Source organism: Streptomyces sp. MMS24-W38, assembly GCF_059889265.1.
This window is the reverse complement of sequence record NZ_JCBCPP010000001.1, coordinates 4,782,306-4,807,660: the sequence shown is the minus strand read 5'-3', so window position 1 is coordinate 4,807,660 and position 25,355 is coordinate 4,782,306. Positions and strand designations below refer to the sequence as shown.

General features: G+C 71.5%; 28 protein-coding genes and 1 pseudogene. 15 read left to right on the top strand and 14 right to left on the bottom strand.

Going from position 1 to position 25,355, the window contains the following annotated elements:
* Both AC6F7H_RS20885 and AC6F7H_RS20880 read right to left on the bottom strand, forming a co-directional pair.
* Entirely contained in the window at positions 1 to 492 is a 492-nt protein-coding gene (locus tag AC6F7H_RS20885) for a P-loop NTPase family protein (protein ID WP_500758446.1), read from the bottom strand.
* 27 nt (positions 493 to 519) lie between these two features.
* Positions 520 to 1,152 carry an ATP-binding protein gene (locus tag AC6F7H_RS20880; RefSeq protein WP_500758445.1) on the bottom strand — a complete coding sequence of 211 codons (633 nt, stop codon included), beginning with the start codon at positions 1,150 to 1,152 and terminating at the stop codon, positions 520 to 522.
* A gap of 184 nt (positions 1,153 to 1,336) precedes the next feature.
* Here AC6F7H_RS20880 and AC6F7H_RS20875 point away from each other — a divergent pair, with 184 nt between their 5' ends.
* The 3 genes from AC6F7H_RS20875 (at position 1,337) to AC6F7H_RS20865 (ending at position 3,420) form a co-directional block, all read left to right on the top strand.
* Positions 1,337 to 2,209 (top strand): helix-turn-helix domain-containing protein, encoded by an 873-nt coding sequence (locus AC6F7H_RS20875; protein WP_500758444.1) that lies wholly within the window; start codon positions 1,337 to 1,339, stop codon positions 2,207 to 2,209.
* The gene (locus AC6F7H_RS20870) at positions 2,206 to 2,409 is read left to right on the top strand and encodes a DUF397 domain-containing protein (RefSeq protein WP_500758443.1); all 204 of its coding nucleotides are present in this window, start codon (positions 2,206 to 2,208) and stop codon (positions 2,407 to 2,409) included. Before AC6F7H_RS20875 ends, AC6F7H_RS20870 begins: the two co-directional genes overlap by 4 nt.
* Positions 2,410 to 2,502: 93 nt before the next feature.
* Positions 2,503 to 3,420 carry an aminoglycoside phosphotransferase family protein gene (locus AC6F7H_RS20865; RefSeq protein ID WP_500758442.1) on the top strand — a complete coding sequence of 306 codons (918 nt, stop codon included), beginning with the start codon at positions 2,503 to 2,505 and terminating at the stop codon, positions 3,418 to 3,420.
* Between the two features lie 344 nt (positions 3,421 to 3,764).
* Here the strand turns inward: AC6F7H_RS20865 and AC6F7H_RS20860 are convergent, their stop codons facing one another.
* The 3 genes from AC6F7H_RS20860 to AC6F7H_RS20850 form a co-directional block, all read right to left on the bottom strand.
* Positions 3,765 to 4,019, bottom strand: coding sequence for a hypothetical protein (locus AC6F7H_RS20860; RefSeq protein ID WP_500758441.1), 255 nt, complete (start codon positions 4,017 to 4,019; stop codon positions 3,765 to 3,767).
* A 192-nt stretch (positions 4,020 to 4,211) separates the two neighbouring features.
* A complete protein-coding gene (locus AC6F7H_RS20855) occupies positions 4,212 to 4,754 on the bottom strand; it encodes a DUF1707 SHOCT-like domain-containing protein (protein ID WP_500758440.1) in 543 nt (180 codons plus the stop codon).
* A gap of 132 nt (positions 4,755 to 4,886) precedes the next feature.
* The gene (locus AC6F7H_RS20850; protein ID WP_500758439.1) at positions 4,887 to 5,156 is read right to left on the bottom strand and encodes a hypothetical protein; all 270 of its coding nucleotides are present in this window, start codon (positions 5,154 to 5,156) and stop codon (positions 4,887 to 4,889) included.
* 154 nt (positions 5,157 to 5,310) lie between these two features.
* On the opposite strand from AC6F7H_RS20850, the gene AC6F7H_RS20845 reads away from it, so the two are divergent.
* The 3 genes from AC6F7H_RS20845 (at position 5,311) to AC6F7H_RS20835 (ending at position 8,658) form a co-directional block, all read left to right on the top strand.
* Positions 5,311 to 6,063, top strand: a complete 753-nt coding sequence (locus tag AC6F7H_RS20845; protein ID WP_500758438.1) for an SCO4225 family membrane protein — start codon at positions 5,311 to 5,313, stop codon at positions 6,061 to 6,063.
* Between the two features lie 201 nt (positions 6,064 to 6,264).
* Complete coding sequence (locus tag AC6F7H_RS20840) at positions 6,265 to 6,978, top strand: alpha/beta fold hydrolase (RefSeq protein ID WP_500758437.1); 714 nt, start codon at positions 6,265 to 6,267, stop codon at positions 6,976 to 6,978.
* Positions 6,979 to 7,506: 528 nt separating this feature from the next.
* Entirely contained in the window at positions 7,507 to 8,658 is a 1,152-nt protein-coding gene (locus tag AC6F7H_RS20835) for a serine hydrolase domain-containing protein (protein WP_500758436.1), read from the top strand.
* 63 nt (positions 8,659 to 8,721) lie between these two features.
* Here the strand turns inward: AC6F7H_RS20835 and AC6F7H_RS20830 are convergent, their stop codons facing one another.
* Positions 8,722 to 9,081 carry a hypothetical protein gene (locus AC6F7H_RS20830; protein WP_500758435.1) on the bottom strand — a complete coding sequence of 120 codons (360 nt, stop codon included), beginning with the start codon at positions 9,079 to 9,081 and terminating at the stop codon, positions 8,722 to 8,724.
* 119 nt (positions 9,082 to 9,200) lie between these two features.
* Complete coding sequence (locus AC6F7H_RS20825; protein WP_500758434.1) at positions 9,201 to 10,343, bottom strand: ROK family transcriptional regulator; 1,143 nt, start codon at positions 10,341 to 10,343, stop codon at positions 9,201 to 9,203.
* A 90-nt stretch (positions 10,344 to 10,433) separates the two neighbouring features.
* Here AC6F7H_RS20825 and AC6F7H_RS20820 point away from each other — a divergent pair, with 90 nt between their 5' ends.
* Positions 10,434 to 11,735: a DUF1479 domain-containing protein gene (locus AC6F7H_RS20820; protein WP_500758433.1), complete on the top strand. Its 1,302-nt coding sequence runs from the start codon at positions 10,434 to 10,436 to the stop codon at positions 11,733 to 11,735.
* Between the two features lie 340 nt (positions 11,736 to 12,075).
* Positions 12,076 to 13,500: a sugar porter family MFS transporter gene (locus AC6F7H_RS20815; protein ID WP_500758432.1), complete on the top strand. Its 1,425-nt coding sequence runs from the start codon at positions 12,076 to 12,078 to the stop codon at positions 13,498 to 13,500.
* Positions 13,501 to 13,508: 8 nt separating this feature from the next.
* Here AC6F7H_RS20815 and AC6F7H_RS20810 read toward each other — a convergent pair whose 3' ends face one another.
* A complete protein-coding gene (locus AC6F7H_RS20810; protein ID WP_500758431.1) occupies positions 13,509 to 14,153 on the bottom strand; it encodes a PhzF family phenazine biosynthesis protein in 645 nt (214 codons plus the stop codon).
* A gap of 110 nt (positions 14,154 to 14,263) precedes the next feature.
* Between AC6F7H_RS20810 and AC6F7H_RS20805 the strand changes: the two are divergent.
* Both AC6F7H_RS20805 and AC6F7H_RS20800 read left to right on the top strand, forming a co-directional pair.
* Positions 14,264 to 14,392 (top strand): annotated as a pseudogene (locus AC6F7H_RS20805) (iron transporter); the annotation flags it as partial.
* Positions 14,358 to 15,374, top strand: a complete 1,017-nt coding sequence (locus tag AC6F7H_RS20800) for an SCO2278 family lipoprotein (protein ID WP_500758430.1) — start codon at positions 14,358 to 14,360, stop codon at positions 15,372 to 15,374. The pseudogene AC6F7H_RS20805 and the gene AC6F7H_RS20800, both read left to right, overlap by 35 nt.
* A gap of 29 nt (positions 15,375 to 15,403) precedes the next feature.
* On the opposite strand, the gene AC6F7H_RS20795 is transcribed toward AC6F7H_RS20800, so the two are convergent.
* Both AC6F7H_RS20795 and AC6F7H_RS20790 read right to left on the bottom strand, forming a co-directional pair.
* Positions 15,404 to 16,141, bottom strand: coding sequence for a bifunctional DNA primase/polymerase (locus AC6F7H_RS20795; RefSeq protein ID WP_500758429.1), 738 nt, complete (start codon positions 16,139 to 16,141; stop codon positions 15,404 to 15,406).
* A 195-nt stretch (positions 16,142 to 16,336) separates the two neighbouring features.
* Positions 16,337 to 16,972 (bottom strand): TetR/AcrR family transcriptional regulator, encoded by a 636-nt coding sequence (locus AC6F7H_RS20790; RefSeq protein WP_500758428.1) that lies wholly within the window; start codon positions 16,970 to 16,972, stop codon positions 16,337 to 16,339.
* A 120-nt stretch (positions 16,973 to 17,092) separates the two neighbouring features.
* Here AC6F7H_RS20790 and AC6F7H_RS20785 point away from each other — a divergent pair, with 120 nt between their 5' ends.
* Complete coding sequence (locus AC6F7H_RS20785; protein ID WP_500758427.1) at positions 17,093 to 17,320, top strand: DUF6243 family protein; 228 nt, start codon at positions 17,093 to 17,095, stop codon at positions 17,318 to 17,320.
* Here AC6F7H_RS20785 and AC6F7H_RS20780 read toward each other — a convergent pair.
* The 3 genes from AC6F7H_RS20780 to AC6F7H_RS20770 are packed head-to-tail and all read right to left on the bottom strand — an operon-like array spanning position 17,317 to position 20,874.
* On the bottom strand, positions 17,317 to 18,345 hold the full coding sequence (locus AC6F7H_RS20780; RefSeq protein ID WP_500758426.1) for a small ribosomal subunit Rsm22 family protein: 1,029 nt from the start codon (positions 18,343 to 18,345) through the stop codon (positions 17,317 to 17,319). The two genes, AC6F7H_RS20785 and AC6F7H_RS20780, sit on opposite strands and share 4 nt — an antisense overlap.
* A 34-nt stretch (positions 18,346 to 18,379) precedes the next feature.
* Complete coding sequence (locus tag AC6F7H_RS20775) at positions 18,380 to 19,558, bottom strand: serine hydrolase domain-containing protein (RefSeq protein ID WP_500758425.1); 1,179 nt, start codon at positions 19,556 to 19,558, stop codon at positions 18,380 to 18,382.
* Entirely contained in the window at positions 19,510 to 20,874 is a 1,365-nt protein-coding gene (locus tag AC6F7H_RS20770; RefSeq protein ID WP_500758424.1) for a multidrug effflux MFS transporter, read from the bottom strand. Before AC6F7H_RS20770 ends, AC6F7H_RS20775 begins: the two co-directional genes overlap by 49 nt.
* A 140-nt stretch (positions 20,875 to 21,014) precedes the next feature.
* Between AC6F7H_RS20770 and AC6F7H_RS20765 the strand changes: the two genes are divergently transcribed.
* The 4 genes from AC6F7H_RS20765 to AC6F7H_RS20750 all read left to right on the top strand — a co-directional run bounded on the left by AC6F7H_RS20765 (position 21,015) and on the right by AC6F7H_RS20750 (position 24,731).
* Positions 21,015 to 22,040, top strand: a complete 1,026-nt coding sequence (locus AC6F7H_RS20765; protein WP_500758423.1) for a Gfo/Idh/MocA family protein — start codon at positions 21,015 to 21,017, stop codon at positions 22,038 to 22,040.
* A 464-nt stretch (positions 22,041 to 22,504) separates the two neighbouring features.
* The gene (locus AC6F7H_RS20760; protein WP_500758422.1) at positions 22,505 to 23,047 is read left to right on the top strand and encodes a DoxX family protein; all 543 of its coding nucleotides are present in this window, start codon (positions 22,505 to 22,507) and stop codon (positions 23,045 to 23,047) included.
* Between the two features lie 102 nt (positions 23,048 to 23,149).
* The gene (locus AC6F7H_RS20755) at positions 23,150 to 24,271 is read left to right on the top strand and encodes a PP2C family protein-serine/threonine phosphatase (protein ID WP_500758421.1); all 1,122 of its coding nucleotides are present in this window, start codon (positions 23,150 to 23,152) and stop codon (positions 24,269 to 24,271) included.
* A 76-nt stretch (positions 24,272 to 24,347) separates the two neighbouring features.
* Positions 24,348 to 24,731, top strand: coding sequence for a MazG-like family protein (locus AC6F7H_RS20750; protein WP_500758420.1), 384 nt, complete (start codon positions 24,348 to 24,350; stop codon positions 24,729 to 24,731).
* A 331-nt stretch (positions 24,732 to 25,062) separates the two neighbouring features.
* Here the strand turns inward: AC6F7H_RS20750 and AC6F7H_RS20745 are convergent, their stop codons facing one another.
* Complete coding sequence (locus tag AC6F7H_RS20745) at positions 25,063 to 25,290, bottom strand: DUF397 domain-containing protein (RefSeq protein ID WP_500758419.1); 228 nt, start codon at positions 25,288 to 25,290, stop codon at positions 25,063 to 25,065.
* Positions 25,291 to 25,355: the final 65 nt, after the last annotated feature.

Sequence of the window (25,355 nt, the reverse complement as noted above, 5' to 3'; positions counted from 1 at the left end):
CTACACCCCACGCGCGTACCGGCCTGTGGGGTCAAGGCACTTCCCGACCTCGATCGGGGTGACGAACGTCCCGCGTTCGCCGCTGTCGGCCACCTTCCGCGCCCGGCTCAGCCGACGCGGCGGGAGTCCGTCGCCGAACCGGGTCACCGTGTCCAGGAACACCACCGAGTCCGGTGCGCCCTCCAGTTCGGCGGCGAGCGCGACCGGTGAGTGCGTGGTGACCAGGATCTGCCTTCCGCCACCGGAAGTGAGCGTCGCGGGATCACTGGTCCTGGCCTTCAGCCGGGACAGCCCCTTCGGGCCGCCCTGGCGGGCGTGGTCGACAAGCGTCTGACTCGTCGGCTCCCGGATCAACCGACCCAGCAGGTCCACCGCCTCCAGCAGATTGGACTTGCCCGAAGCGTCGGCCCCCACCAGGACGGTGAACGGCGGTAGGTCGAGGGCGAAGTTGTCGAACGGCTCGTACCCGTCGATCTCGATCCGCGTGATCACCCTGCCGCCTCTCTCAGCACGGCCACATCATTCGGAGCACTCACCCGTCCGTACGGTCAACGGCTCGGCGGCATGGACCCGCAGTGACGTGCCATCGGCGAGCTCGAGCACCACGGCGGGTCCGCCGGCCGCGTACCGGTCACTCCGCACACCGAGGACGGTCTGCCACTCACCTCGGACCCGCACCACCTGCCCGGTCCGGGCCATGACCGCCGCCACCTCGCGCGTCGCGGGCTCGGCCACGATGTCCGGGGCCTTCAACTCCGCGAACACCGTCTTCCCGATCCCGGCCGCGCGCTCCTCATCACCCCAGCGGAGCGCGAGCGCCGCCACGAGCAGCAGCCCCCGCCCACCGGTCTCGTCCTCATCGGGTTCCCGGACCTCGGGCCGGCCACCCCCGGCGTCACTCACCTCCAGCCGCAGCAGCCCGTCCGTCACGGAGCGCGTGATCCGCACCCCCACCTGCCGATCACTCGGCACGGGGACGCGCAGCGCATTGGTCACCAGCTCGGAGAGCACCAGCTCGGCATCTTCTACTACCTCTTGGTCGACTCCCCAGCCTCCGAGCACCGCATGCAGCATCGCCCGCGCCCGGGGCACGCTGCCGCGACTGCGGGAGAGGCGGAAGGCGATGTCGTCTGTACCGAAGCTGTGTGCCATGGCGCCCCCATGGGGTCAGTTGCAGGAGATCAGAAGCACGCCAGAACCACCACTGAGTGCTTTCGACGTGCAGCAAATCGCAGCCTATGAACTGGCGCAATATTGCATGCCGCAAAGTCGACTGCTTCACTCCTTCGAGTTGCGCTTCCTTCCTCTTGAGTGCGCCTCTGATAGGGAGTTGCCCATGCCTACTGTCAAACCGTCCACTGTGTTGGGCCGTCAACTCGGTGACGAACTGAAGAAGTTCCGCGAGGCCGCAGGCGTCACCATGGCGCATGCGGCGGAGGTCCTCGACTGCACCAAGGGAAAGATCAGCCGCATCGAGAACGGTCACGTCCCTGTTCGCACGCCCGACTTGCTCGCTCTCATGCAGGCATACCGCGTGGAAGAGCCCGAGTCGCGGGAGCGTCTCGCGGCCCTCGCGCGCAGGGCCAATCGTCGGCGCAGGGAAGGCTGGTGGCACCCGTACACATCCGTACTGAGCGACACCTACATCGACCAGATCGAGATGGAGGCCATCTGCGAAAGCGTCCGTACGTACCAAGCGCAACTGATCCCCGGACTACTGCAGACCGAGGCCTATGGGCGGGCGGTGACCGTCGCTTCGCGCGCCTGGCGGACGCCCGAGGACATCGACCAGTTCGTACAGGTGCGCCTCGCCCGCCAGGCACGGCTCACCGGTGAGAACCGCTTCGACTTCTGGGCGGTGCTGGCGGAAGGCGTTCTACGCCAAGAGGTCGGCGGTACCGAGGTGATGTGGACGCAGTTGGAACACCTGATGACCATGGCGCAGCAGCCCAACGTCACCATCCAGGTGCTCCCGTACTCGCGTGGTGCCCATTCAGGCATGTTCGGCCCGTATGTACTGCTGAGCTTCCCGCAGATGGCCGCACTCGATCTGGTACTCACCGAGACACCGGTGGGCAATATCTGGATGGAGCAGGAGGCGACAGTGGCCAGATACCGAGCGCTGTTCGACGACGCCAGGATGGCAGCATTGCCACCGACGGAATCACTCACCCTGATCCAACGCATCGCCAAGGAGTACAGGCCATGAGCCACACGATCCTCGCCACACTCACCATCGATGCGGCAATATGGCGCAGGAGCAGCCACAGCGGCGGACAGGGCGACTGCCTCGAACTCGCCCACAACATCCCCGCCCTGGCCCCCGTACGCGACAGCAAGAACCCCAGCGGGCCAGTCATCCCCTTCGGCCGTGCCGCCTGGGGCGCTTTCGTCGCACACCTGGGCTGACGTCGACCGGGCGAGGAGAGCGGGATCAGGGCGAGCCGCCTGCACACCGGAACGGAGCCCAGGCAGGTCACTCCCCGGCTACCGTTGCTCCGCATGACGGCCGCCGCGAGGGACATCACCGAGGACCTGATCCGGGATCTGCTGCGCGAGCAGCAACCCGACCTGGCGGACCGCCCCCTGAAGCTCGGAGCGCTCGGCTGGGACAACCAGGTGTGGCGGCTCGGCGACGACCTCGCCGTCCGGTTGCCCTGGGCGGCACAGTCCGCGGACGCGCTGCTGCGCAAGGAACACACCTGGCTGCCCCTCCTCGCCCCGCACCTTCCGCTGCAGGTTCCCGTCCCGCAGCGCCTCGGTGAGCCCTCCGAGCGGTTCCCGCGGCCCTGGCTCGTCACCACCTGGGTCCCGGGCGAGCCCGCCGACCGCGCCCCCGCCACGCGCCCCGCGGAGGCGGCCGTCGCCCTGGCCGCCTTCCTGACCGCCCTCCACCGCCCCGCCCCCGACGGGGCACCCGCAGGCCGGGACCGCGGTGGCCCGCTGGCCGACACCGCCGAACACTTCACCCAGGGGCTCGCTTCGGCCACTGAACTGGGGCTGATCCCCGACCCGGACGCCGTCCGCGCCATCTGGGAAGACGCCGCCGCCGCGCCCGACTGGGCGGGCCCACGTCTCTGGCTCCACGGCGACCTGCACCCGGCCAACATCCTGACCGTGAACGGTATTTTCTGCGGTGTGATCGACTTCGGCGACCTCTTCGCCGGCGACCCGGCCTGCGACCTGGCCGCCGCCTGGATCCTGCTGCCGGACGGCGCCGCCGACCTCTTCCACCAGGCTCACCGGCCAAGTCCGGACGCCGCGACCCTGCGCCGCGCCCGCGGCTGGGCGGTGCTGCGCGCCCTGGCCGGCATCCACATCGGGGACGCCGGTGTCCACGGCCGCCCCGGAGGCAAGCCCACCTGGGGCCCACCCGCCCACGCCGCACTGCAACGCCTCACCGCAACGGCCCACCAGTGACCGAGCACCCCGACGGGGGGCAAAAGGCAAGCTCGGGGGTTGAGGATCCGGGGAGTGCGGAGTGGCTCGGCCGGATGCGGCCTCGTCCGTGCGCGATGCCAAGGCAGGCGCCCGCGCCTCGGGAAGGACACACCACCCCAAAACCGTGAACACTTCGGCCGCCACTGTCCTGATGCCGCTCGTTTGAGCGCTCTGGTGACACTTGCCCGCCGACTGCTCACGGTTTTCAGCAAGGCATCCGTCCCCGGCCCCGCAGCGTCGGGACCACGGAGATCCCTCACATCACCCGGCGGGACGCGACCACGGCGTGCCGCAGCGACCATCGTCTTCCAGGGAGGTACCGCCTACAGTCGGCGGCCCGGCGGGGGTTGCGAACCGGCGATGTGCTTCTTGAGCGCCGCGAACTCGTTCGCCCCTCTCACGAGTCGACAGGCGCCGGTGTCCGGGTCGACGAGGATGGGCCAGTTACCACCGACGCGGATCTGACGCCCGCCCTCGTCCCTCGCGGTGGGGTACCAGGTGAAGCCGAACCTGCCCGTGACGACCGGGGTTGTCCACAGACCCAGTTCAAAGGCCCACTCGTCCCACCGATCGATCAAGCCACGACCGAAATCCTCCGCAAGTCGCCTCGCCTCCCCCTCTTCCAAGGACTCCTCCTTCAGGGTTCAGGGCCCACAGGAGACCCTGCGAGAACAGGCACCGACCCGGCGCGTACCTCCATACTCGGCGAGATACGCCGACAAGCACGTCACCAACCATCCCGTCAGCAGTTCCCAGTACCGGACGGAGCTTCAACTCCGGGCGTGACGGATCTTCAACCGTCCGAATCCCATGGTTCCGGAGATTCGGATCTTCGGCCCGCCGGGGCGGGAGGGACGCCGGGCCTTGTAGCGCAGGTCCTTCCACCCCGTGCGCAGACCCCCGACGTCAACGACCGCGTCGCGAGGCACCGTGATTCCGGCCCCGCCGGTCCCGAGTCGCAGCTCGATGTCGACGACCGGATGCTCGATGATCGCCCGGGACAGATCCAGGTGCACCCTTCCGTATGCGGACTCGACCTTGAGGATCCGAGGTACCCGCCATGCGCCGCACCGCTGGATCCGTCCGCCGGCGGCAGCGATCGTTGACGCGGTGCCCGCGTGCTCCTCCGAAAGCGAGGCCAGGGCCGACGCGAGCTCGCTGCGCGTCTTGGCGGTGAGTACCTGGTCGAGACGTTCGTCCATCTCCTCGTGCGAGATCCGCTCACCGGCGTATGCCTCTCGCAGGCGCCGCAGGGCCGTCTCACGGTCGTCTTCGTCGAGTAGCGGCGACGGATCTTCCTGCGGAGAGGTCACCGTCTCACTGTAGGACCGCGCCGACGATGTGGATGTGCCGAAATCCTAAAGCAGGCAAGGCATCCGATACGGAGGCCGACCGCTCGCCCTCATGGCCTTGATCGCTCAATCCGGCGAGCCCATGCAGTCAAATCACTGGTCGGCGACTGTCCACCAGGCGGTCACTCGGGCGGCCATCGTTTCGGGCCGCAGCCCCAGAGGGTCGAGCCCGAAGTGATCCTCCAGTTCATGCCGCAGGAACGCACCGATCTCCGCCTGGCTCGCACCACCACGGAGCCGCTGGAGCAAAGGGACCACCATGCAGTCGTACTCGTCCTGGACGAGGTCGGCGACGCCGACCGGATCCCACTCGTTGAGCAGACGCCGAAGGCCGCTCTCGGTGGAGAGGGTCCAAGGTCGCATGACCCCAGAATGCCACCCGGAAACCACCGTCGATGACGGGAGGGGCGTCTTCCCGAACTCCATTGTAGGGATGAGTACTTGTACTCATCCCTACACGGGTTCCCCGGTCCACCGTGGAGAACACCGACCTCGGACCGACCTGAAGGAACCCGCGATGCCGAATGACTCCCGTCCGCGCAGCCTCCCGCACCGGCTCCATGTACTCGCCACGGGCAACTGGCTTGCCAGGAGCTATCTGACTGTCTTCGCCCTCTCCCTCCTGGTCATGTTCCTCTTCCCGGAGAGTGGCTTCGCCCCGGCCCCTCTCCTGCTCACGGCACCCCTCTCCTTTCTGGCCATGGTCCTGCCCTTCGGTCCGGGCACCGAGGGCGGCGGGGTGGTCGAGGTACTGGCCATCGGCTTCTGGGCCGTATGGCTCCTTCTGTGCGCCTTCGTGAACGCCGCCGTGCTCGGCGCACTCCTCCAAAGATCCGCGAGCTCCGCATCGACCGGCTTCCGTAAGCCCTTCCCCCGCGCCCCGGGCCTCCCGGAACGGGAGGGAACGGGCACGGCGCACCCCGTGCCCCCTCGTCTGCACAGGGCGCGGGCCCTGCTGGCACCCGCGGTGGACAACTGGCTCGCGCGGGGGTATCTCACCGTGGTCGCGGCGTCGCTGGGGTTCTTCCTCGGTGCCGCGTACCTGCTGCCGGATCCGGGGTTCGCCGGGATCTGGCCGATCATGACCACGGCGCCGCTCAGCATCGTCGCCCTCCTGGTGGCGTCCCCCGTCGAGTGGGCCTCCTCCCTCGCCTGGCTGAGCCCGTTGGTCTTCTCCGCCGGTGCGGCCCTGTCCGGACTGTTCAACGCCGTACTGCTCGGCCGGCTCGCACACACGCTGCGGGCACGGGAGGCGCGCCCGGCCGCCTGATCGAACTCTCGGAGAGTGCACCGCGGAGCCCGAAGCCGGGCCGTGCGAAGCGGCCGGCAGGCCCCTCCGACCAACGACATGGTCGGCTGTTCGAGATCGGGCCTGCCGTGCGGTTGAGGATCCGGGACACCGACCGCAGTGGTGGTTCAGCCGCTGGTGAACGCCGATCCTCCGGCAGGCCCTTCCTCATATCCTCCGGACATGGCTGATCACCGCTCGGTCGACGTGGGAGGGATCCGGCTGGCCTACCAGGTGTCGGGTCCGCAGGATGCTCCGCCGCTCGTCCTGGTCCACGCGCTGGGCGAGGACGCCACCGACTGGGATCAGGTGGTGCCCGCCCTTGCCCGCAGCCGACGGGTGTACGCCCTCGACCTGCGCGGGCACGGCCGAAGCGACTGGCCGGGGGACTACTCCCTCGAACTCATGCGGGCCGACGTGCTGCAGTTCCTGGACACGCTGGGACTGAACCGCGTGGACCTGATCGGGCATTCCCTGGGCGGGATCGTGGCCTACCTGCTCGCGCAGGACCATCCGCGGCGGGTGAGCCGACTCGTCCTGGAGGACGTGCCGGTCCCCCGTCCCCGGGAGCCGAGTACCCCGACCAGGCCGGACGGCGACCTGACCTTCGACTGGGAGATGGTACTGGCCGTCAGGCCGCAGCTCGACCAGCCCGATCCCGGGTGGCTGGAGCGACTCAGCCAGATCACCGCCGAGACCCTCGTGCTGGCCGGCGGCCCACGCAGCCATGTGCCTCAGGACGGCGTAGCCGAGTTGGCCCGCCGCATCCCCGGCGGGCGCATGGTCACCGTCCCGGTCGGACACCTGATCCACCACGCGGCGCCGGAGGCGTTCACAGAGGTGGTTGCGGCGTTCCTGCTGCCGGAGGAGAACGTCCGTCCTGCCCGCCAACCATGAGCGCGCATCTCAGGGTGCACTCCACCTCGCAGCCACCTTGATCTGGACGCGAGCAAGGAAGGCCGAGGACACCCGTTCACGGGGGATTGCCCGGCTCAGGGTCCGTATGTGGCGTGGACCGCCTTCGCCCTGCAGTCCGAGCACGTTCTGGACCTCCCGGCAGGGAACAGGTGCCGACAGACCGTCACCTGATGCCGAGGGATGCCACAGAGTGTCGCGTTGTCCGCCAAGGCGTGCTCCAGAGCTGGGCCGCCTGTCTTCCGGCATACAGCGAAATGCGTCGAGGCAAGCCCGAACGTGATTCTGAGTGACCGGAGGCGATGACTCGGTTTCGGCACGGCCACCACCTTCGTACGTGGCCCGATCACCATGAAGTCAAAGAGACAAAACCCTAGGGGTCGCCCTCAGAACCGGGGCTCGAACATGAGGGGTTGGGGTCCTCTTCGCGCAGGATTCCGGTGGCATGCGTGATCACCAGGATGGGATTCGTCGGAAGCGCACCCCCCTGGGAAGCAGGAGAACCCGTTCATGAATGCTCATGGCCATGTCCGTATCGCCGTTGCCTCCGCGTTGTTAGCCGGTCTGGCTCTCGGGCCTGCTGCCGGAGTTGCCGCCGCCCAGCCCGTCGGAACGGCTCCCGCGGTAGTGGCGTCGGACTCCGAAGGGCCCGATGTCGCCGCTCTGGAGAAGGCCCTCGTCGGGATCCCCGACGGGGACGTCTCCGCCGCCCTTGTCCGGGTGGGAGGCAAGGGCAGTTGGACGGGGACCGCCGGGGTACGGGACCTGCGGACCGGGGCGCCGGCTCTGGAGAACGCGCGGTTCCGGGCCGGGTCGACGACCAAGGTGGTCACCGCGGCGCTGGTGCTCCAGCTCGTCGCGGAGGGGCGGGTGGAGCTCGACGCGCCCGTCACCCGGTATCTGCCCGGTCTGCTGCCGGAATCCTTCACCGAGCCGCCGACCGTACGGCATCTGCTCACGTACACCAGCGGCCTGCGGCCCGGCGCGAACCTCGGGTCGACCACCGAGGAGATGTACCCCCACCGGTTCCGGACCCTCAGCCCCGAGCGGGTGGTGGCCACCGCGGTCGCGAAGGGGCCTGCGTTCGCTCCCGGGGAGCGGCAGGCGTACCAGAACATCGACTACACCGTGCTCGGTCTGCTGATCGAGAAGGTGACGGGCGACCGTTACGAGCACCGGGCCGAGGCTCGGATCTTCCGTCCGCTGGGCATGCGGCACACGAGCTTCCCGGTCGGACCGGACCCGCGTGTCCACGGCCCGCACCACCGGGCCTACACGGACATCGGCGGCCGGACCACCGACGTGACGGAGTGGAACATGTCCGACCGCTGGGCGGTCGGCAACATGATCTCCACCACCGCCGATCTGGAGCGGTTCCTGGTGGCCCTGTTCCGGGGCCGGGTGGTGCCGCAGCCACTGCTCGACCAGATGCTCACCGTCCCCGACGTCGAGGGCGCGACCTACGGCATGGCGTTGGAGCGCTTCGTCCACAACGGGACGGAGATCTGGGGCAAGACGGGATCCCGGCCCGGTTACCACACGGTGCTGGCCGCGACCCGTGACCTGTCCCGGACGGTGGTCTACTCGGTGAACGCCAAGAGCGCCCGGGAGGACGGCTTCCCGCTCATCGCACGGTTCGCCCTGCCCGCCTTCAACCGCTAGACCTGTCCGTCCTCCCGGGGGCCGGGGCCGGGGGCGCCTCGTACAGGCGCGGCGAGGTGTCTCTCAGCCTTCCCGGGGTTCGACCGGGCCGGCCCTCCGGGCGGCTGAATCCTTGTGGGCCGAGAGCAGGAACAGGACTACAGCGACGGCCATGAAGCCCATGCCCACGTACATGCAGGTCATGACCGTGTCGATGGAGGCGTCGGCGATCCGGGGGATGCCGTTGGCGAGCATGCAGGCGTAGATACCCAGCATGCCGTAGGCGCGAAGCCTCATCCCGGCCTGTCGCTCCCGCATCCACGGCGGTGTCCACCCTGCCAGTATCGCCAACGACAACGGCAGCGCGAGCGCCGTGGACACTGCCAAGGCTATCCAGTGGTACAGCGGATTGCCGTTCACTCCGCCCCCTTCGTAGATGATCATCAGCCTACGAGGGGGTGGCGTGACCTGTCCATGTCGAACACCGCGAGTTCCAGGCGAGCTCGTCCGGTCGGAGCGCCGGCGGCGTCGCGGGCGGGCGCCGGCTGCCCGGATGCTCCGGGTCAGTCGGACGCATCCGGGCGGGGGGTGGTGATGATGGCGGTGCGCAGGGCCTCCACGGCTCGGGTGCGGGCGCCGGCGAGTTCGGGTTCGGGGACCTGGGCCGCGGCGACCGGGACGCTGCGGGGCAGTCCGGCGAAGTGTTCGCGGATCGCCTCGGCGATGTGCGGCTCGGCGCCCCAGGCGCCTCCCAGGACGATCAGTCGGGGGTCCGCCAGGGCGACCGCCGCCGCCAGCACGCCGCCCACCGCGCGGGCCAGCGCGCCGCGGGTCCGCCGCGCCGTCGCGGAGTCGCCGAGGGCGGCCGCGCGCAGGGCGTCGACGTCGATGGCGGTGGACTCGGCGCGGCGCAGGCCGAGTTCGGCGAAGACCTCGATGAGGGGCAGCGCCGTGCCTCGGGGCCCGGCGGTGTAGAGGTGGGCGATCTCTCCGGCCAACCCGTGGTGTCCGCGGCGGACTTCCGCGTCGGTGACCACCGCGCAGCCCAGCCCCTCGCCGAGGTGGACGTAGACGAAGTCGTCGACGCCGAGGGCGCATCCGGTGGCGCGTTCGGCGCGGGCGGCCCAGTTGATGTCGTTGTCGACCAGTACCGTCCCGTCCACCGAGCCGGCCAGCACCGCCGCCGGGTCCAGGTCCCCGACCAGGAACGGGGCGTCCGGCAGATGCACCAGGCGTCCGGTGACGCGGTCGACCGGATCGGCCGCGCTGACCACGGCCGTACGCAGTGGGCCGTGCACCCGGGGCCGGACCAGCGCGACCGCTTCGGTCAGGGCCTGTGCGGTCGCGTGCGGGCCCGGGGCGCGGCCCAGGCCGACCTCGGCGCGGGCGGTGGCGGCGCCGAAGGCGTCGACCGTCTCCGCGACGACGCCTTCGGGACTGATGCTCGCCACCAGGGCCGCCCCGGTGTCCGCGGCCAGTGAGTAGTAGGTGCCGACCCGGCCGCGGCCGGTGGTGCGCTCGCCCGTGTCGGCGAGCAGGCCGGCCTCGCTCAGCCTCCGCACGCTGTCGGAGACCGTCGGCTTGGAGATCCCGGTCCGGGCGGCGATCTCCGCGCGGGTCAGGCGCCCTTCCTCCATCAGCGCGCGCAGCACGTTCTCGTCGGTCAGCGCACGCAGCATTTCGAGTGACGGCTTGGCCAGTGACATGCCGAGGATTTTAGTCAGGACTCTTGCCCAAACGTGGGTGGGCGGTTAGGTTGCCGTCTAGTAAGGAGTCCTGACCAAAGGAGCCGAGCAATGACGCTGGCAACCGAGACGCGGCAGGCCGGTCTCCCCGCCCTGCCGCACTGGGAGACCACCCCCGACGACCTGGCCGCCGCCATCCGCGAGATCAAGCCCGCGCTGCGCGCCCGCATCGAGGCCTCCGGACGCACCGTCGAGGAGGTCTTCGCCGTCGTCGAGGAGCGCGTCCGCGCCCGCCTGGCCGAGATCCAGGCGGACAAGGAGCGCGGCGAGACCGTGTGGCCGGTCATCGACTACGCGGACATCGCGAACGGCACCGTCACCCCGGAGCAGCTCGACAAGCTCCGCCGCCGCGGCTGCCTCGTCGTCCGCGGCCACTTCGAGCGCGACCAGGCCCTCGCCTGGGACGCCTCGATCGTGGACTACGTGGAGCGCAACGAGTTCTTCGAGAACTACCGGGGCCCCGGCGACGACTTCTTCGGCAGCGTCGGCTCCAAGCCGGAGATCTACCCCATCTACTGGTCGCAGGCCCAGATGGAGGCCCGCCAGAGCGACCGGATGGCCAACGTCCAGTCCTTCCTCAACTCCCTGTGGAAGCACGAGTCCGAGGGCGTGCAGTGGTTCGACCCGGACCGCGACGCGCTGTACCCCGACCGCATCCGCCGCCGTCCCCCGGGCGCCGACTCGGGCGGGCTCGGCACCCACCTCGACCCCGGCACCCTCGACCTGTGGATGACGCAGGCCTACCAGCAGGCGTTCCGCCACCTGTTCGACGGCAGCGTCGAGGAGTACGACCCCTGGGACGCCGCCCACCGCACGGCCGGCCCCCAGTACCCCGGCTCCACCATGTGCTCGGCGTTCCGCACCTTCCAGGGCTGGACCGCCCTGTCGGACATGGACCACGACCAGGGCGTCCTGCACACCGTCCCGATCCCCGAGGCCATGGCGTACCTCATGCTGCGGCCGCTGCTCTCCGACGTCCCGGACGACGACATGTGCGGGGTGACCACCAACCAGGTCTTCCCCGCCAACGAGAAGTGGCACCCGCTCCTCATGGAGGCCCTCACCGGCATCCCCGACGTCAAGGCGGGCGACTCCGTCTGGTGGCACTGCGACATGATCCACAGCGTCGCGCCGATCACCGACCAGAAGGGCTGGGGCAACGTCATGTACATCCCCGCCGCCCCCTGGTGCCCCCGCAACGAGGAGTACTCGGCGAAGGTCCGCGAGGCGTTCCTGACCGGCTCCAGCCCCAGTGACTTCCCCGAGGAGCACTACGAGCGCGCCTGGCCCGACCGCTTCGACGTCGACCGGCTCAACGAGACGGGCCGACGCGGCCTGGGCCTCGACGACTGACGGACCCGCCCCCCGTGCACCGGGTCGGCGCCGTGACCTGTCGGCCGGCACGACCCGGTGTGACTGCACGTGACACGGACGGACGGCGCCCGACCCTCCGCAGCCCGGTCCTTCCCGGACGGCGGACGGGCCGGGCGCCGTCCGGGCCCGGGCGTGCTCAAGCGCCCCGATCGACCGCCCTGCTTCCCACGTCCGGAAGCCGGGCCCCCCTTCTCTTCCGAACCGAGCGCCGCCCTTTGCAGTGTGTGCACCTGCCGCGGCGCTCCCCGTCCTTGCTCCCGCGCCTCGCTCCTCACCCGAGGCGGACGGCAACGACACACATCACCACAGGAGTCCGTAGGTGACGAGCACAGCACAACAACCTGCCGCCGGGGGCCTCACGGCCCGGCCGGACCGGCTGCGTCACGTCGTCTTCGTCGCGGCGTCCGCCGCCATGGGCGGCTTCCTCTTCGGCTACGACAGCGCCGTGATCAACGGCGCCGTCGAGGGCATCAGGGGACGGTTCGACGTCGGCGCCGCCACGCTCGGCGCCGTCATCGCCATCGCCCTGCTCGGCGCGGCCGCCGGCGCCATGCTCGCGGGACGGCTCGCCGACCGCGTCGGCCGCCTCCGGGTGATGCGGCTGGCCGCCCTGCTCTTCCTGGCCAGCAGCATCGGCTCGATGCTGCCGTTCACGGCGTGGGACCTGTCCTTCTGGCGCATCGTGGGCGGCGTGGCCATCGGCATGGCCTCCGTGATCGGTCCGACGTACATCGCCGAGGTCGCGCCCACCGAGTACCGCGGCCGGCTCGTCGCCTTCCAGCAGGCCGCCGTCGTGCTGGGCATCGCCGTCTCCCAGCTGGTCAACTGGATGGTGCTCTCCCTCGCCGACGGGGACCAGCGCGGCAGCCTGCTCGGCCTGGAGGCGTGGCAGGTCATGCTCGGCATCGCGGCCGTCCCCGCCCTGGTCTACGGTCTGCTGGCGCTGCGCATCCCGGAGTCGCCCCGCTACCTGATCTCGGTCGGCAGGATCGGCGAGGCCAAGGAGGTGCTGCGCACCCTCGAAGGCGCGCAGGTCGACCTCGACGCCCGGGTGGCCGAGATCGAGCAGGCCGCGCGCAGCGACAAGGCACCGCGGTTCAAGGACCTCCGCGGCCGTTTCGGCCTGCTGCCGATCGTCTGGGTCGGCGTCGGCCTGTCGGTCTTCCAGCAGTTCGTCGGCATCAACGTGATCTTCTACTACAGCTCCTCGCTGTGGCAGTCGGTGGGCATCGACCCGTCGAGCTCGTTCTTCTACTCGTTCACCACCTCGGTCATCAACATCGTGGGCACGGTGATCGCGATGGTGCTCATCGACCGGGTCGGCCGCAAGCCGCTGGCCGCGATCGGTTCCGCCGGTATGGCGGTCTCCCTCGCGGCCGTCGCCTGGGCCTTCTCCTACAAGACCGGAACGGGCGACGACATCTCGCTGCCCGACACCCAGGCCGCCGTCGCACTGGTCGCCGCCCACACCTTCGTCCTCTTCTTCGCCATGTCCCTGGGCGTGGCGGCCTGGGTGCTGCTCGGCGAGATGTTCCCCAGCCGCATCCGCGCGGCCGCGCTCGGCGTCGCCGCCTGCGCGCAGTGGGTCGCCAACTGGCTGGTCACCGCGACGTTCCCGACCATGGCGGAGTGGAACCTGTCCGGTTCGTACGTGATCTACGCGATCTTCGCCACGCTGGCGGTCCCGTTCATCCTCAAGTGGGTGCCGGAGACCAAGGGCAGGACGCTGGAGGAGATGGGCTGAGCGCAGGCTCAGCGCTCCAGGAGCACCCGGCCGCCGACCTCGGTCCAGCCGTGCGGCTGCGGTGCGGTCAGGATCTGGGAGCCCGCGCCCTGAGTGATGTTCAGGGCGCGGCCCAGCCGGTCGGTGAGCAGGAGGGCGGCGGCGCCGGTCGCCTCGTCCTCGTCGATGAAGTCGTCCCGGCCGGGGAAGGCGCGGGCGCGGATGCGGCCCGCCGCCTCGTCCTCCCAGGCCCAGGCGTAGATCCACTCCCCCTTCGGGGGTACGGCCAGGTCGTCGACCTCGGCGGCGGTGGCGTACTGGCGCAGGGTGCGCGGCGGCACCCACTCCGCGCGCGCCTCGATCCAGCAGAACTCCCCGTCCTGCCGTGCGCCCACCACCCCTGCCGGGGTGACGAGTTCGGGTACGTCGAGCAGCCAGGCCGCGCCGACGCACGGGTGGCCGGCGAAGGGCAGGCGCAGGGTCGGGGCGTAGATGTCGATCACCCCGCGCTCGGGGTCGTCGACGAACACGGTCTCGCTGAAGCCGAGTTTCGCGGCGAACTCCTGCCGGTCGCTCCGCTCGGGCATCACCGAACCGTCGCGGACGACGCCGAGTTCATTGCCGTACCCGCCCCGGGGGCCGCAGAAGACGCGCACCACGTCGTAATCAGTCACCGGGGCATTCAAGCATCGCGGGGGCGCGGTACCGGTCCTCCCCACCAGGGACGGCTGACGCCTGCGGGCCCCGGCCCGGCCGCTTCCCGCTCCCGCTCCGCTCCGGCTCGGTCACGGTGTGGCCGCTGTGTACCGTCCGCATGTTCGCGCCGTCCCTCGTCCCGGTAGGGTTCGCCTCCGGGAAGGGGAAGGTGAAGGAACCGGATGTGCAGGGATCTCGGCCTTCGAAGGCTCCGCGGGTTCGACCGGGGCGTGCTGCTCGCGGCATCGGTGACCGCTCTGTCGTTGACGGCGAGCGGCTGCGTGGTGGTGCACGGCGAGCGCGAGGTGCTTCCGGCCACCACCCGCGCCGAAGCCGCGCAGGCGCTCCAGGAGTTCACGGCCGCTTACAACAAGGCCGATGAGGCGTACGACAGTTCCCTGGACGCCGAGTACACCACCGGCGCTCTCGGCGACATCGACAAGGCGCGGCTGACGGCCGGGAAGGCCAACAACCCGGACGGCAACCCCGGGCACTCGCCGCTGAAGCTGACGGACGCGGAGTTCACCATCCCCAAGAAGGCCGGCTGGCCCCGCTGGTTCCTCGCGGACGCGGCGGGCAACAAGGGCGGCGACGTGCGCTGGCTGCTGGTGTTCACCCGCAGCGGTCTCGAGGAGACCTGGGAGGCGGCGTATCTGACGCTGGTGGCCCCGGAGGACATACCCGAGTTCCCGCTGGACAAGGACGGCTGGGCCGAGGCCGTCCCCGCGAACGCCACCGATCTCGCCGTGCCGCCCGGCGAGTTGAGCGCGACCTACGCGACGTACCTGAAGGACGGGAAGGGCGGCGAGGACGGGAAGGGCGGCGGTGCCGCCTTCGCCGAGGGCCCGCACACCAGCGCGTGGCGGGCGCTGCGCACCAAGCAGTCGGCGCGGCCGGGACTGGCCACGCAGTACATCGACGAGCCGCTGACGAACGGCGACTACGCACCCCTGGCACTGCGCACCGAGGACGGCGGGGCGCTGGTGTTCTTCACGACGCGCCACTTCGAGAAGCAGACCGCCGCGGACGGGGCGTCCGTGCCGGCCCCGAACAAGGACGTGCTGGCGCTGACCACGGGTGAGGTCCGGCAGACCCTGACGATGGAGTTCGTCTCCAACGAGGTGGCTCTGGACCCGGGCGACGGCCAGGTGGAGATCCTGGGGCGGATCCAGGGGCTGACCTCGGCGAAGGGCGAGTAGGACCGTCGGCGCGCTCCGGGCGAGGGAGCCTAACGGCGCAGGGGCCAGGTCGTGGCCGCCTGGTCGGGGTGCTCGACCGCGTGGCGGGCGCAGGCGTCGGTGAGGTATTCCAACAGGCTCAGCGGGTCGGGCAGCGGATGCTCCGGACCGCGTACCCAGTGCACCGACCGGTTGTCGTCACCGGGCAGCCGCGCGGGCGGTACCAGGACGTAGGAGCCTCGGCAGTGCCAGCGCAGGCCGGGGTGCTCGTCCATGGTCTCGGGGTGGCAGTCCAGCTCGCACGGCCACCACTCGTCCTCGTCCTCGGGGGTGCCCCGGGTGAGGGTGAAGAACAGTATGCGGCCGTCGTCGCTCTCCGCGACGGGCCCGACCTCGACCCCTGCCGCCAGCAGGCGTTCCAACGCCTCGTGACCGGCGTTCAGGGGCACGTCGAGTACGTCGTGCACCATGCCGGTCGCGGTGATGAAGTTGGCCTGCGGCTGGTGGCGGGCCCAGCGCTCGATCTGGGCGCGGTCGGTGGTGGACTGCGTCTGCCAGGCGAACGAGACCGGATGCCGGGCGGGAGTGGGGCAGCCGACGCGGTCGCACGAACATCGGTATCCGGCGGCGGGGTGGGCGGCGGGCGCGAGTGGCAGTCCCGCGTCGGCGGCGGCGAGCAGCAGTTCCTCACGGCCGCCTTCGTCGGCGGCCGGTTCCGGGCGGCGGCCGCGCAGCCACCGGGAGAGTTTGCCCTGCCTGCCGGTCCTGCCGCCGAACTCCGCGCTCATCTAACTCCTCGCCTCGCCGTCGTGCCCCTCAGCATGCCCTATGGTCCCACCATCGTGCGCCTCGGGGGGCCGGAGCCCACAATAGGCGCACCTGGGACAAGCGGTGCACGGACCGGACGAGGGGCGCCCCGGGGGGCGAAAGGTACACCCCGGGGTACGCCGGTGCGACCGGGGTGGCATCGCGGGCGACCCCGGTCAGCGGGGGGCGAGGCCGTACAGGGCGTAGTCGACGAGGGTGTCGGTGTACTCGTGGGTGATCGGTCCCGTGTACTGCAGCCAGCGCTGGGCGAGCGGGGAGACGAAGAGTTCCAGGGCGATGCGCGGGTCGACGTCGGGGCGGACCTCTCCGGTCTCCTGCGCGGAGCGCAGCCGGTCGACGTACAGCTGGAGCGGCGGCTCCAGCAGCTTGGCGACGAACCTCCGGCCGAGCTCCTCGTTGACGACGCCCTCGGCGGCCAGCGCGCGGGACGGCGCCTCGAACGCCGGGTCGCGCAGTTCGTCGACCGTGGCCCGCAGGACGAGTTTGAGGTCGGCGGCGAGGTCCCCGGTGTCCGGGATCACGTACTTCTCGCCGCTGCCCGGCTCCTGTCCGGCGGTGCGGGCGGCCTGTTCGCTCAGGTCGAGGAACGCCTCCAGCAGGACGTCCGCCTTCGACGGCCACCACCGGTAGATCGTCTGCTTGCCTACGCCGGCGCGGGCGGCGATGCCCTCGATGGTGGTCTTCGGGTAGCCGACCTCCACGACCAGGGCGATGGCCGCGTCGTAGATGGCACGACGGGAGCGCTCACTGCGGCGGGGGGAGTCGGGGGGTGCGGGGTTGTTCGTGGCCATGGGTCGAATTTATCAGGTTGACAAGACGCAGCGTCTCGCCTGACAGCGAGGGAGGCCGGACCGAGACGATACGTCTCGTCACCTGCGTCCGCGGAGGGCGCTCACCGGAAGGAGACCACCATGTCCCGAGGCGGAGCCGGAAACATGCTGGGCGTCGGCGGCACCCGGAAGCACCTCGGCCGCAAGGCCCTGCGCGGCGGGGGACGCGTCGGGGGCGGCCTCGACCCCCGGGCCCAGAAACGCGAGCTGCTGCGCAAGCTCCAGGAACAACGGGAGGAGCAGCAGAAGCAGCGGGAACAGCGGGAGGACCGGGACGGAGGGGACGCCGGGCAGGAAGGCCGGCCCTAGCTCCCGCCGTCAGTTCCGTCGTCGCCGGCCGCCGGCGGCCAGGGGGCGCCCCAGGACGTGTCCCTCGCCGCCCGGTACAGGTCGCCGTGGCGCTTGGTCACGGTGGTGCGGCTCAGGGCCGGGTCCCTCTCGCAGAGGTCGAGGAGGACCTGGCCCTTGCGGATCTGCGGCTTGCGGACGACGCGGGCAGCGGCCGGGGCGGCGGGCAGGCGGGTGGCGGCGACGTAGCTGAACTTCTCGTCCTCGTAGGGCAGGGAGCCGCCCTTGACCTGGCGGTGCAGCGAGGAACGGCTGACCCGGGCCGCGAAGTGGCACCAGTCCGTGCCGGGGACGATGGGGCAGGCGAGGCTGTGCGGGCAGGGGGCGGCGACCCGGAAGCCGGCCGACACCAGCCGGTCGCGGGCCTCGATGACGCGGGTGTAGCCGTCGGGGGTGCCGGGTTCGACGACCACGACGGCCTGCGCGGCGCCGGCGGCGGCGTCGACGAGGGCGGCGCGGTCGGCGGCGGTCAGTTCGTTGAGGACGTAGGAGACGGTGACGAGGTCGGTACGGTCGAGGGTGAGTTCCGTGCCGATCCGGGAGCGGTGCCAGCGGACGTCCTTGAGGGCGGGGTTCGCGACGGCGAGTTCCCGGCCGAGGGCGAGTGCGGGTTCGGCCCAGTCGAGGACGGTCACCGGTCGCTCCCCGTCCCAGGTGGCGCTCACCGCCCAGGCGGCGGCGCCGGTGCCGCCGCCGATGTCGACGTGGTCGCCGGGCGTCCACCCGGGCACGGCGTCCGCGAACGCCGCCAGCGCCGACCGTACGGCCTCGAACGTGGCCGGCATGCGGTACGCGGCGTAGGCGGCGACGTCCGCGCGGTCCCGCAGGATGGGCGCCCCGGTCGGGGTGGCGCCCCGGTAGGTGGCGATCAGCCGCTCGACGGCCTGCGCGGCCCGCCGCGGCGGGAGCCCGTCGAGCAGTCCGGCGAGCGCGCCGCGCAGGACGTCGGCGGGAGAGGCGGGAGAGGCGGGAGCGGGGTCGTTCACCTGGAAATTCTATGGCGTGGACCGGCGGCCGGATTCACCTCCCCCGGACCGCGCGGGCCACCCGCGTGGCCGCACGCGCGCGGGGACCGTTGACCGGGGTCGGGGGGCGGCGGGGGTGGACCGTGTTGGCGAGCAGGACGAGGTAGGTGCCCGTGGCGCGGTCGAGGACCAGGGACGTGCCCGTGAAGCCGGTGTGGCCGGCCGCTCCGCGGCCGGCGAGCTCCCCCATGAACCACGGCTGGTCCACGGCGAAGCCCAGGCCCGGCGGGGCGAGGAGCAGGTCCACGAAGTCGGGGCCGAGGATGCGGGCGGGGCCGTGGGCGCCGCCCGCCAGCAGGGCACGGCAGAAGACCGCCAGGTCGCGGCCGGTGGAGAAGAGGCCGGCGTGGCCCGCGACCCCGCCGAGCGCCCAGGCGTTCTCGTCGTGCACCTCGCCGCGCAGCATCCCCCGGTCCGCCTTGGCCCACGGCCGCCGCTGGTCCTCGGTGGCCGCCGCGCCCGGACACGGGCCGAAGTCCGTGGCGGTCATGCCGAGCGGCCGGGTGATGCCGTCGTGGACGAGCGTGTCGAGCGTGCGGCCGGTGAGGCGTTCCAGGACGTGCTGGAGCAGCAGCATGTTCAGATCGGAGTAGCGGTACGCGCCGGGCGCCGAGACCGGCCGCTCGGCGCGCAGCAGGGTGAGCCGTTCCGCGTCGTCGGCGCAGTCGTACAGGGGGAGTTCGGGGCGCAGCCCGGAGGTGTGGGTGAGCAGGTGCCGGACGGTGATGCCGTGCCGGACGGCCGCGGGGAAGTCCGGCAGGTACGCGCCCACGCGGGCGTCGATGCCCAGGGTGCCCCGCTCGATCTGCTGCACGGCGGCCACCGAGGTGAACAGTTTGGTCAGGGACGCCAGGTCGAAGGGAGTGTCCACGGTCATCGGCACCCGGTCGTCCGGCGGCAGTTCCACCGCGGTGCCCGTGTGTTCGTCGTACGCCGCGTAGCGCACGGCCCAGCCCGCCGCCTCCTGCACGGCGAGCATCGGGCCGCGGCCGACGGCCACGACGGCGCCCGCCGCCCAGGGGCGTTCCCCGGTGGTGCCGTCGTGCACCTCGCGGACGAGGGCCCGGATTTCGCGGGGGTCGAGCCCGGCCCGTTCGGGGGTGCCGTGGCGCAGTCTCGGGGCGCTCAGAAGCCCTCGCCCTCCGCACTCGCCCGCCCCTGCCAGGGGCGGCACAGGCCCGTGAAGCAGGCCAGCGCCACCAGGGCGGCGGTCAGCTGGACGACGGCCATCGGGACGGCGGTGTCCTCCCCGGCGATCCCGACCAGCGGGGAGGCGATCGCGCCGACGAGGAAGGACGCCGTGCCGAGCAGGGCCGAGGCGGCACCTGCGGCCTGCCGGGTGCGCATCAGGGCGAGGGTCTGGGTGTTGGGCATGGTGATGCCCATCGCGGACATCAGCACGAACAGCGCGGCGGCCACGGGCACCAGCCCGACCTCGCCGAACACACCCAGCGACATCAGCAGCAGCGCGACCGCGGCGACGGCCACGACGCAGAGCCCGAAACCGAGCACCCGGTCCAGCCGGACCCGGCCGACCAGCACCTTGCCGTTGATCTGCCCCATGATCATCAGACCGATCGAGTTGAGCCCGAACAGCAGGCTGAACGTCTGCGGGGAGGCCCCGTAGATCTCCTGGACGACGAACGGGGAGGCCGCGACGTAGGCGAAGAGGGAGGCGAAGGCGAATCCTCCGGTGAGCATGTAGCCGGTGAAGACCCGGTCGGCGAGCAGCCGGCGCATCGAGCCGAGGGCCGCGCCGAAGCCGCCGCCGTGGCGGTCGGCGGGGGCCAGCGTCTCCGGCAGCTTCACCCAGACCAGGGCCGCCAGCAGCACCCCGAGGACGGCGAGGACGACGAACACGCCCCGCCAGTCCGTCACCCGCAGGACCTGCCCGCCGATGAGCGGTGCCATGATCGGCGCCAGGCCGGAGATCAGCATGAGGTTCGAGAAGAAGCGGGCCATGGCCACGCCGTCGTACAGGTCGCGGACCACCGCCCGCGCGATGACGATGGCGGCCGCACCCGCGAGGCCCTGCAACAGCCGGAAGACGACGAGGAGTCCGACGGTCGGCGCCAACGCGCACAGCACGGTGGCGACGACGTAGACCGCGAGGCCGATGAGCAGCGGGCGGCGGCGTCCCCACCGGTCGCTCATCGGGCCGACCACCAGCTGCCCGAGCGCCATGCCGGCCAGACAGGTGGTGAGCGTGAGCTGGACGGTGGCGGCGGACGCCTGCAGGGACCGGGTGACCTCCGGAAGGGCGGGGAGGTACATGTCCGTCGCCAGCGGGGGTGTGGCGGTCAGACCGCCCAGGAGGAAGGTCACCAGCAGGCCGGTGCGGCCGGCGGTCGCGCGGAGCGGCGGCGCCGCGCTCGCCGTCGGGTGCGTCGTCGGACGCGCCGCCGGGTTCGTCGTCGATTCTTCCGTTGAGTCCGTTTGTGCCGTCGAGTTCGCCGTCGGATCCGATATGGACGCCCCGCCCTCGGGCATGTGACCCCTCCCTTTTCGCGTCATAGGCTCCCTATGCTCTCAGCTCGGACGGAGTGCTCGGCGTCGACGACGATGCCATGGGAGCGCTTCCATGGATTTCCGCGGCCGAGGTGCCGACGACACGGGCAGGGGTGGGACGGATGACGGGGCGGAACGTGCGCTGGGGGATTCTGGCGACCGGCGGGATCGCCGCGAGGTTCGCGGCGGATCTGGCGGCTGCGGCACACAGCGGCTCCGCCGCGGGGCCGGACGCGGAGATCGTGGCGGTGGCTTCCCGGTCGGCGGAGTCGGCGCGGGCGTTCGCCGACCGGTTCGGGGTCGGGCGGGCGTACGGCGACTGGGAGTCGCTCGCACGGGACGAGGAGGTCGACGTGGTCTACGTCGCCACTCCGCACTCGGCGCACCGGGCGGCGGCCGGGCTGTGCCTGGAGGCCGGGCGGAACGTGCTGTGCGAGAAGCCGTTCACGCTCAACGCGCGCGAGGCCGGGGAGCTGGTCGCCCTGGCACGCGACCGGGGACGTTTCCTGATGGAAGCCATGTGGATGTACTGCCATCCCATGGTGCGGCGGCTGAAGGCACTGGTCGACGACGGCGCGATCGGCGAAGTCCGCACCGTGCGGGCCGACTTCGGGCTGGCGGGGAACTTCCCGGCCACGCACCGGCTGCGGGACCCCGCGCTGGGCGGAGGCGCGCTGCTGGACCTCGGCGTGTATCCGGTGTCGTTCGCGCAGCTGCTGCTCGGGGAGCCGTCGGACGTCGTGGCGAGGGCGACGCTCTCCGAGGAGAAGGTCGACCTCCAGACGGGCGCGCTGCTCTCCTGGGACGACGGCGCCCTCGCGTCGGTGCACTGCTCCATCGTCGGCGGTACGGAGACCTCGGCGTCGATCACCGGCTCCGAGGGCCGGATCGACATCCCGTACGGCTTCTTCTTCCCGGACGGGTTCGTGCTGCACCGGGAGGGCCGGGAGGCCGAGAAGTTCACGGCCGACCCGGCGGACGGGCGCCGCGACACGCTCGGCCATGAGGCCGCCGAGGTGATGCGCGCCCTGTGGGCCGGCGAGACGGAGTCCCCGCTCGTCCCGCTGGACGGCACGCTCGCCGTGATGCGGACGCTCGACGCGATCCGCGACCGCATCGGCGTCCGCTACCCGGGGGACGCCGTTTAGGTTCTGACACCGCCTCCGCTCCGGGTCGCTCCAGTCGCGGCCCCGCCTCGTCGACGGCCCGTCGGGCGGACCCCGACTCTCTCTGATCCACACAAGCGGAATACGAACATCCGCAGCATTGCGGCCGACGGCGGACATATGCTCAACTCTCCTGCACCAAAGCTTCACACTTGAAGCAGCAGGTTTCCGCAGGCCACTTTCAGGGGGAGGGCAGCCGTTCCACCGCACCGGCAGGGGGGTGGCCCCGCGTGGGACTGCGGGGCACGCGCCGGTGGGTGGAACGGCTGCCGCGATCAGGCCTGGCCGGTCTCGAAACGGCTGATCCTGCCGTCGCCCTGCCGGCCGTCGGCCTCCGCCACCCGTCGCCCTCAGCCCGCCGCCACCCGAACGGCGGGCGACGGCGGGCCGGGCGGGACGCCGGGGTGCGACGGTGGTCACGCGAAGCGACTGCCCCGGGAGACGACGTGACCTGTTACGACCGACGCGATCTGGGCCTGCTGCTGCTCCGGCTGGGGACGGGCGGGGCGCTGGCGGCGCACGGCGCGCAGAAGCTGTTCGGCTGGTTCGGCGGGGCCGGGATCGAGGGCACCGGCCAGTTCATGGAGGCCGTCGGCTACGCGCCCGGCAAGGCCAGCGCGACGGCGGCGGGCCTCGCGGAGGCGGGCGGTGGCGCGCTGCTCGCGCTCGGCCTGGCCACCCCGGCGGCGGGTGCGGCGGCGGCCGGTGCGATGGCGGGCGCGGCCGCCGTGCACGCACCCAACGGCTTCTTCAACCAGGAGGGCGGTTACGAGCACGCCGCGACCCTGGGCCTGACGGCGGCCGGCCTCGCCGTCGCGGGGCCCGGCCGCCTCTCGGTGGACCACGCCCTCGGCCACACGGCCGACCGGAGCTGGATGGTCTTCGCGGCCTTCGCCGCGACCGCGGCGGCCACCGCGGTGGTCGTGGGCGCACGGTCCAGACGCCTGCGCAGGGCGAAGGAGGGCGAGCAGGAGGCTCTGTTCGAGTAGTACTGCCCGGTGCCGCCGTCGTGGTGCTCCGGTCGCCGGAGTCGGGGACGCGGCGGAGACTGGAACCCGGCTTCTGTCCAGGAAACCCCGGAGCGCAGGAGAATGGGCCCCACCCGCGCGTTACCGCCCCGCGGAAGGCGGTGGCTTCGATGGCTGCCCGCCGCGCTGATCCTCGGCGTGTTCGTCCTCGACCTCCTCACCCCGCGGGGCATAAGGGTGTTCCCCCTGCTGGCGGCCGCCCCCGTGCTGGTCGCGCCCTGGTTCTCCCTGACCGGGACGATCGCCACCGGCGCGGCGGCGCTCCTCGCCGCGGCACTCCTGCCGCTGGTGAGAGGCAGGCTGCCGTTCGGCGTCGACGACATCGTCCCGTTCTCCACCTTCGTCACCCTGACCTTCCTGGCCGCGGTGGTCAACCGGCTGCTGGCCCGCGAGCGGCGGCACTTGAAGAACGCCCGCGAGGTCGCCGAGGCCGTCCAGCGCGCGGTGCTCCCCTCCCCGCCCGGACGGATCGGGCCGCTGACCGTGGCCGTCCGGTACGAGGCCGCCGCGCGGGAAGCCGCCATCGGGGGCGACCTGTACGCGATCCACTCCACTCCCCATGGCATCCGGCTGATGATCGCCGATGTCCGGGGCAAGGGCCTGGGCGCGGTCCAGACCGTCAACGCGCTGCTGGGCACCTTCCACGAGGCCACCCTTCGCGCTCCGGACCTGCCCGGCGTGGTCCGCTGGCTGGAGGAGCGGGTGCAGGAGGCCCACGTCGCCGAGGGCAGCACAGGACTCGAGACGTTCGTCACCGCCGTCATCGCCGAGTTGTCCGCCGACGGCTCCACCCTGCGCATGGCCAATCGGGGGCACCCGGCGCCGTTGCTGGTCCACCGCGGCCGGGCCCGCCCTCTGGAGCCGGGCACGCCCTCACTGCCGCTGGGACTGGCCGGCCTCGGCACCTCGGACGTCCTCCCGGACGTCCCCGTCGACCAGTACGCCCTGCCCGAGGGGGCGGTCCTGGTGCTGTTCACCGACGGTGTCGTCGAGGCCCGCGACCACCGCGGGGTCTTCTACGACCCCGTCCCGCGGCTGTCCCGCCCCCTCCCGCCGGACCCGGACCACGTGCTGGACGCCCTGCTCGCCGACCTGTACCGGTACACCGCGGAGCACCTCGACGACGACGTCGCGCTCCTCGCCATCGGCCTGCCCCGCGAAGCGGACGACGGCCGGCGCGTTTGAAGGGGGACCCACGACTCCGCCGGGCCTGTGCGGAGGACCGCCGTGCGCTGTCCGTGACCTGTGCCAGGGTCTGCGTATGAGCGATCCGAGCACGAACCTCTCCGTGTCCCCCGCCCCCGCCGTACCGTCCGCCGGTCTCTGGGACTCCGTCGACGCCTTGCACGCCTGGCTGGACGCCAACCGCGCGGTCGACGGCCGGGAGGGTCTGCTGCTGCGCGTCCTGAAGCTGTCCGAGGAGGTCGGCGAGGTCGCCCAGGCGGTGATCGGCGCGACCGGCCAGAACCCGCGCAAGGGCACCACCCACGGATGGGACGACGTTCAGGCGGAGTTGTGCGATGTCGCGCTCACCGCCCTGGTGGCGCTGCGCGGTCTCACGCCCGACGCCCGTGAGGTCTTCGCCCGGCATCTGGCGGGAGTCGCCGAACGCTCGCTGGGCGCCGACGGGGGTGCCCGGCACTGAGCCGGCGGGCGACCGGCCCCTCATCCAGGGCAACACAGGCACCACCCGGGCCGGGGCCGGTCGGGACCTGAGAGGTCGCTTCACCCTATCGACGCCAACGACCTTGAGATCGCAGGCGACTTCAACACGTAAGGGCACGGTCGGACCAAACAGGACTCCCTCGACCCCCTCACCCACCTGGAGGACCCGGAGCGCACCCCGCCCCCGGTCGGCTGTCAGGCCCCCTTCTACAAGGCGGACCGGGTGGACGCCTGACCTCCGGGTCGGCCCGGACATGCCTGTGCCCCGCAACTCCCCTCGGAGCCACAGGGCACAACAGCAAGGCAGCGAATCAGCCGATCCCGTCAGCGGCGAACCCGAGGAACGCGGCCCACGTCCCCGAACCGACCGTCAAGCCCGGACGGTTCGTCTCCTTCGAGTCCCGCACGTGCACGGTGCGCGGACAGGAGGCCACCTCCACGCAGTCACCGCCCTCACCGCTGCTGTGAGTGCTCTTGAACCAAGCCAGTTCCGTGCCGACGAGGACCAGTACGAGCTCCTCGTTCGCCGCAGCATCCACAGTGACGACGGCGAACCTCCTGTCCGAAGCCCGAAGGAACTCATTCGTGTAGGCCGTCCGGAGGC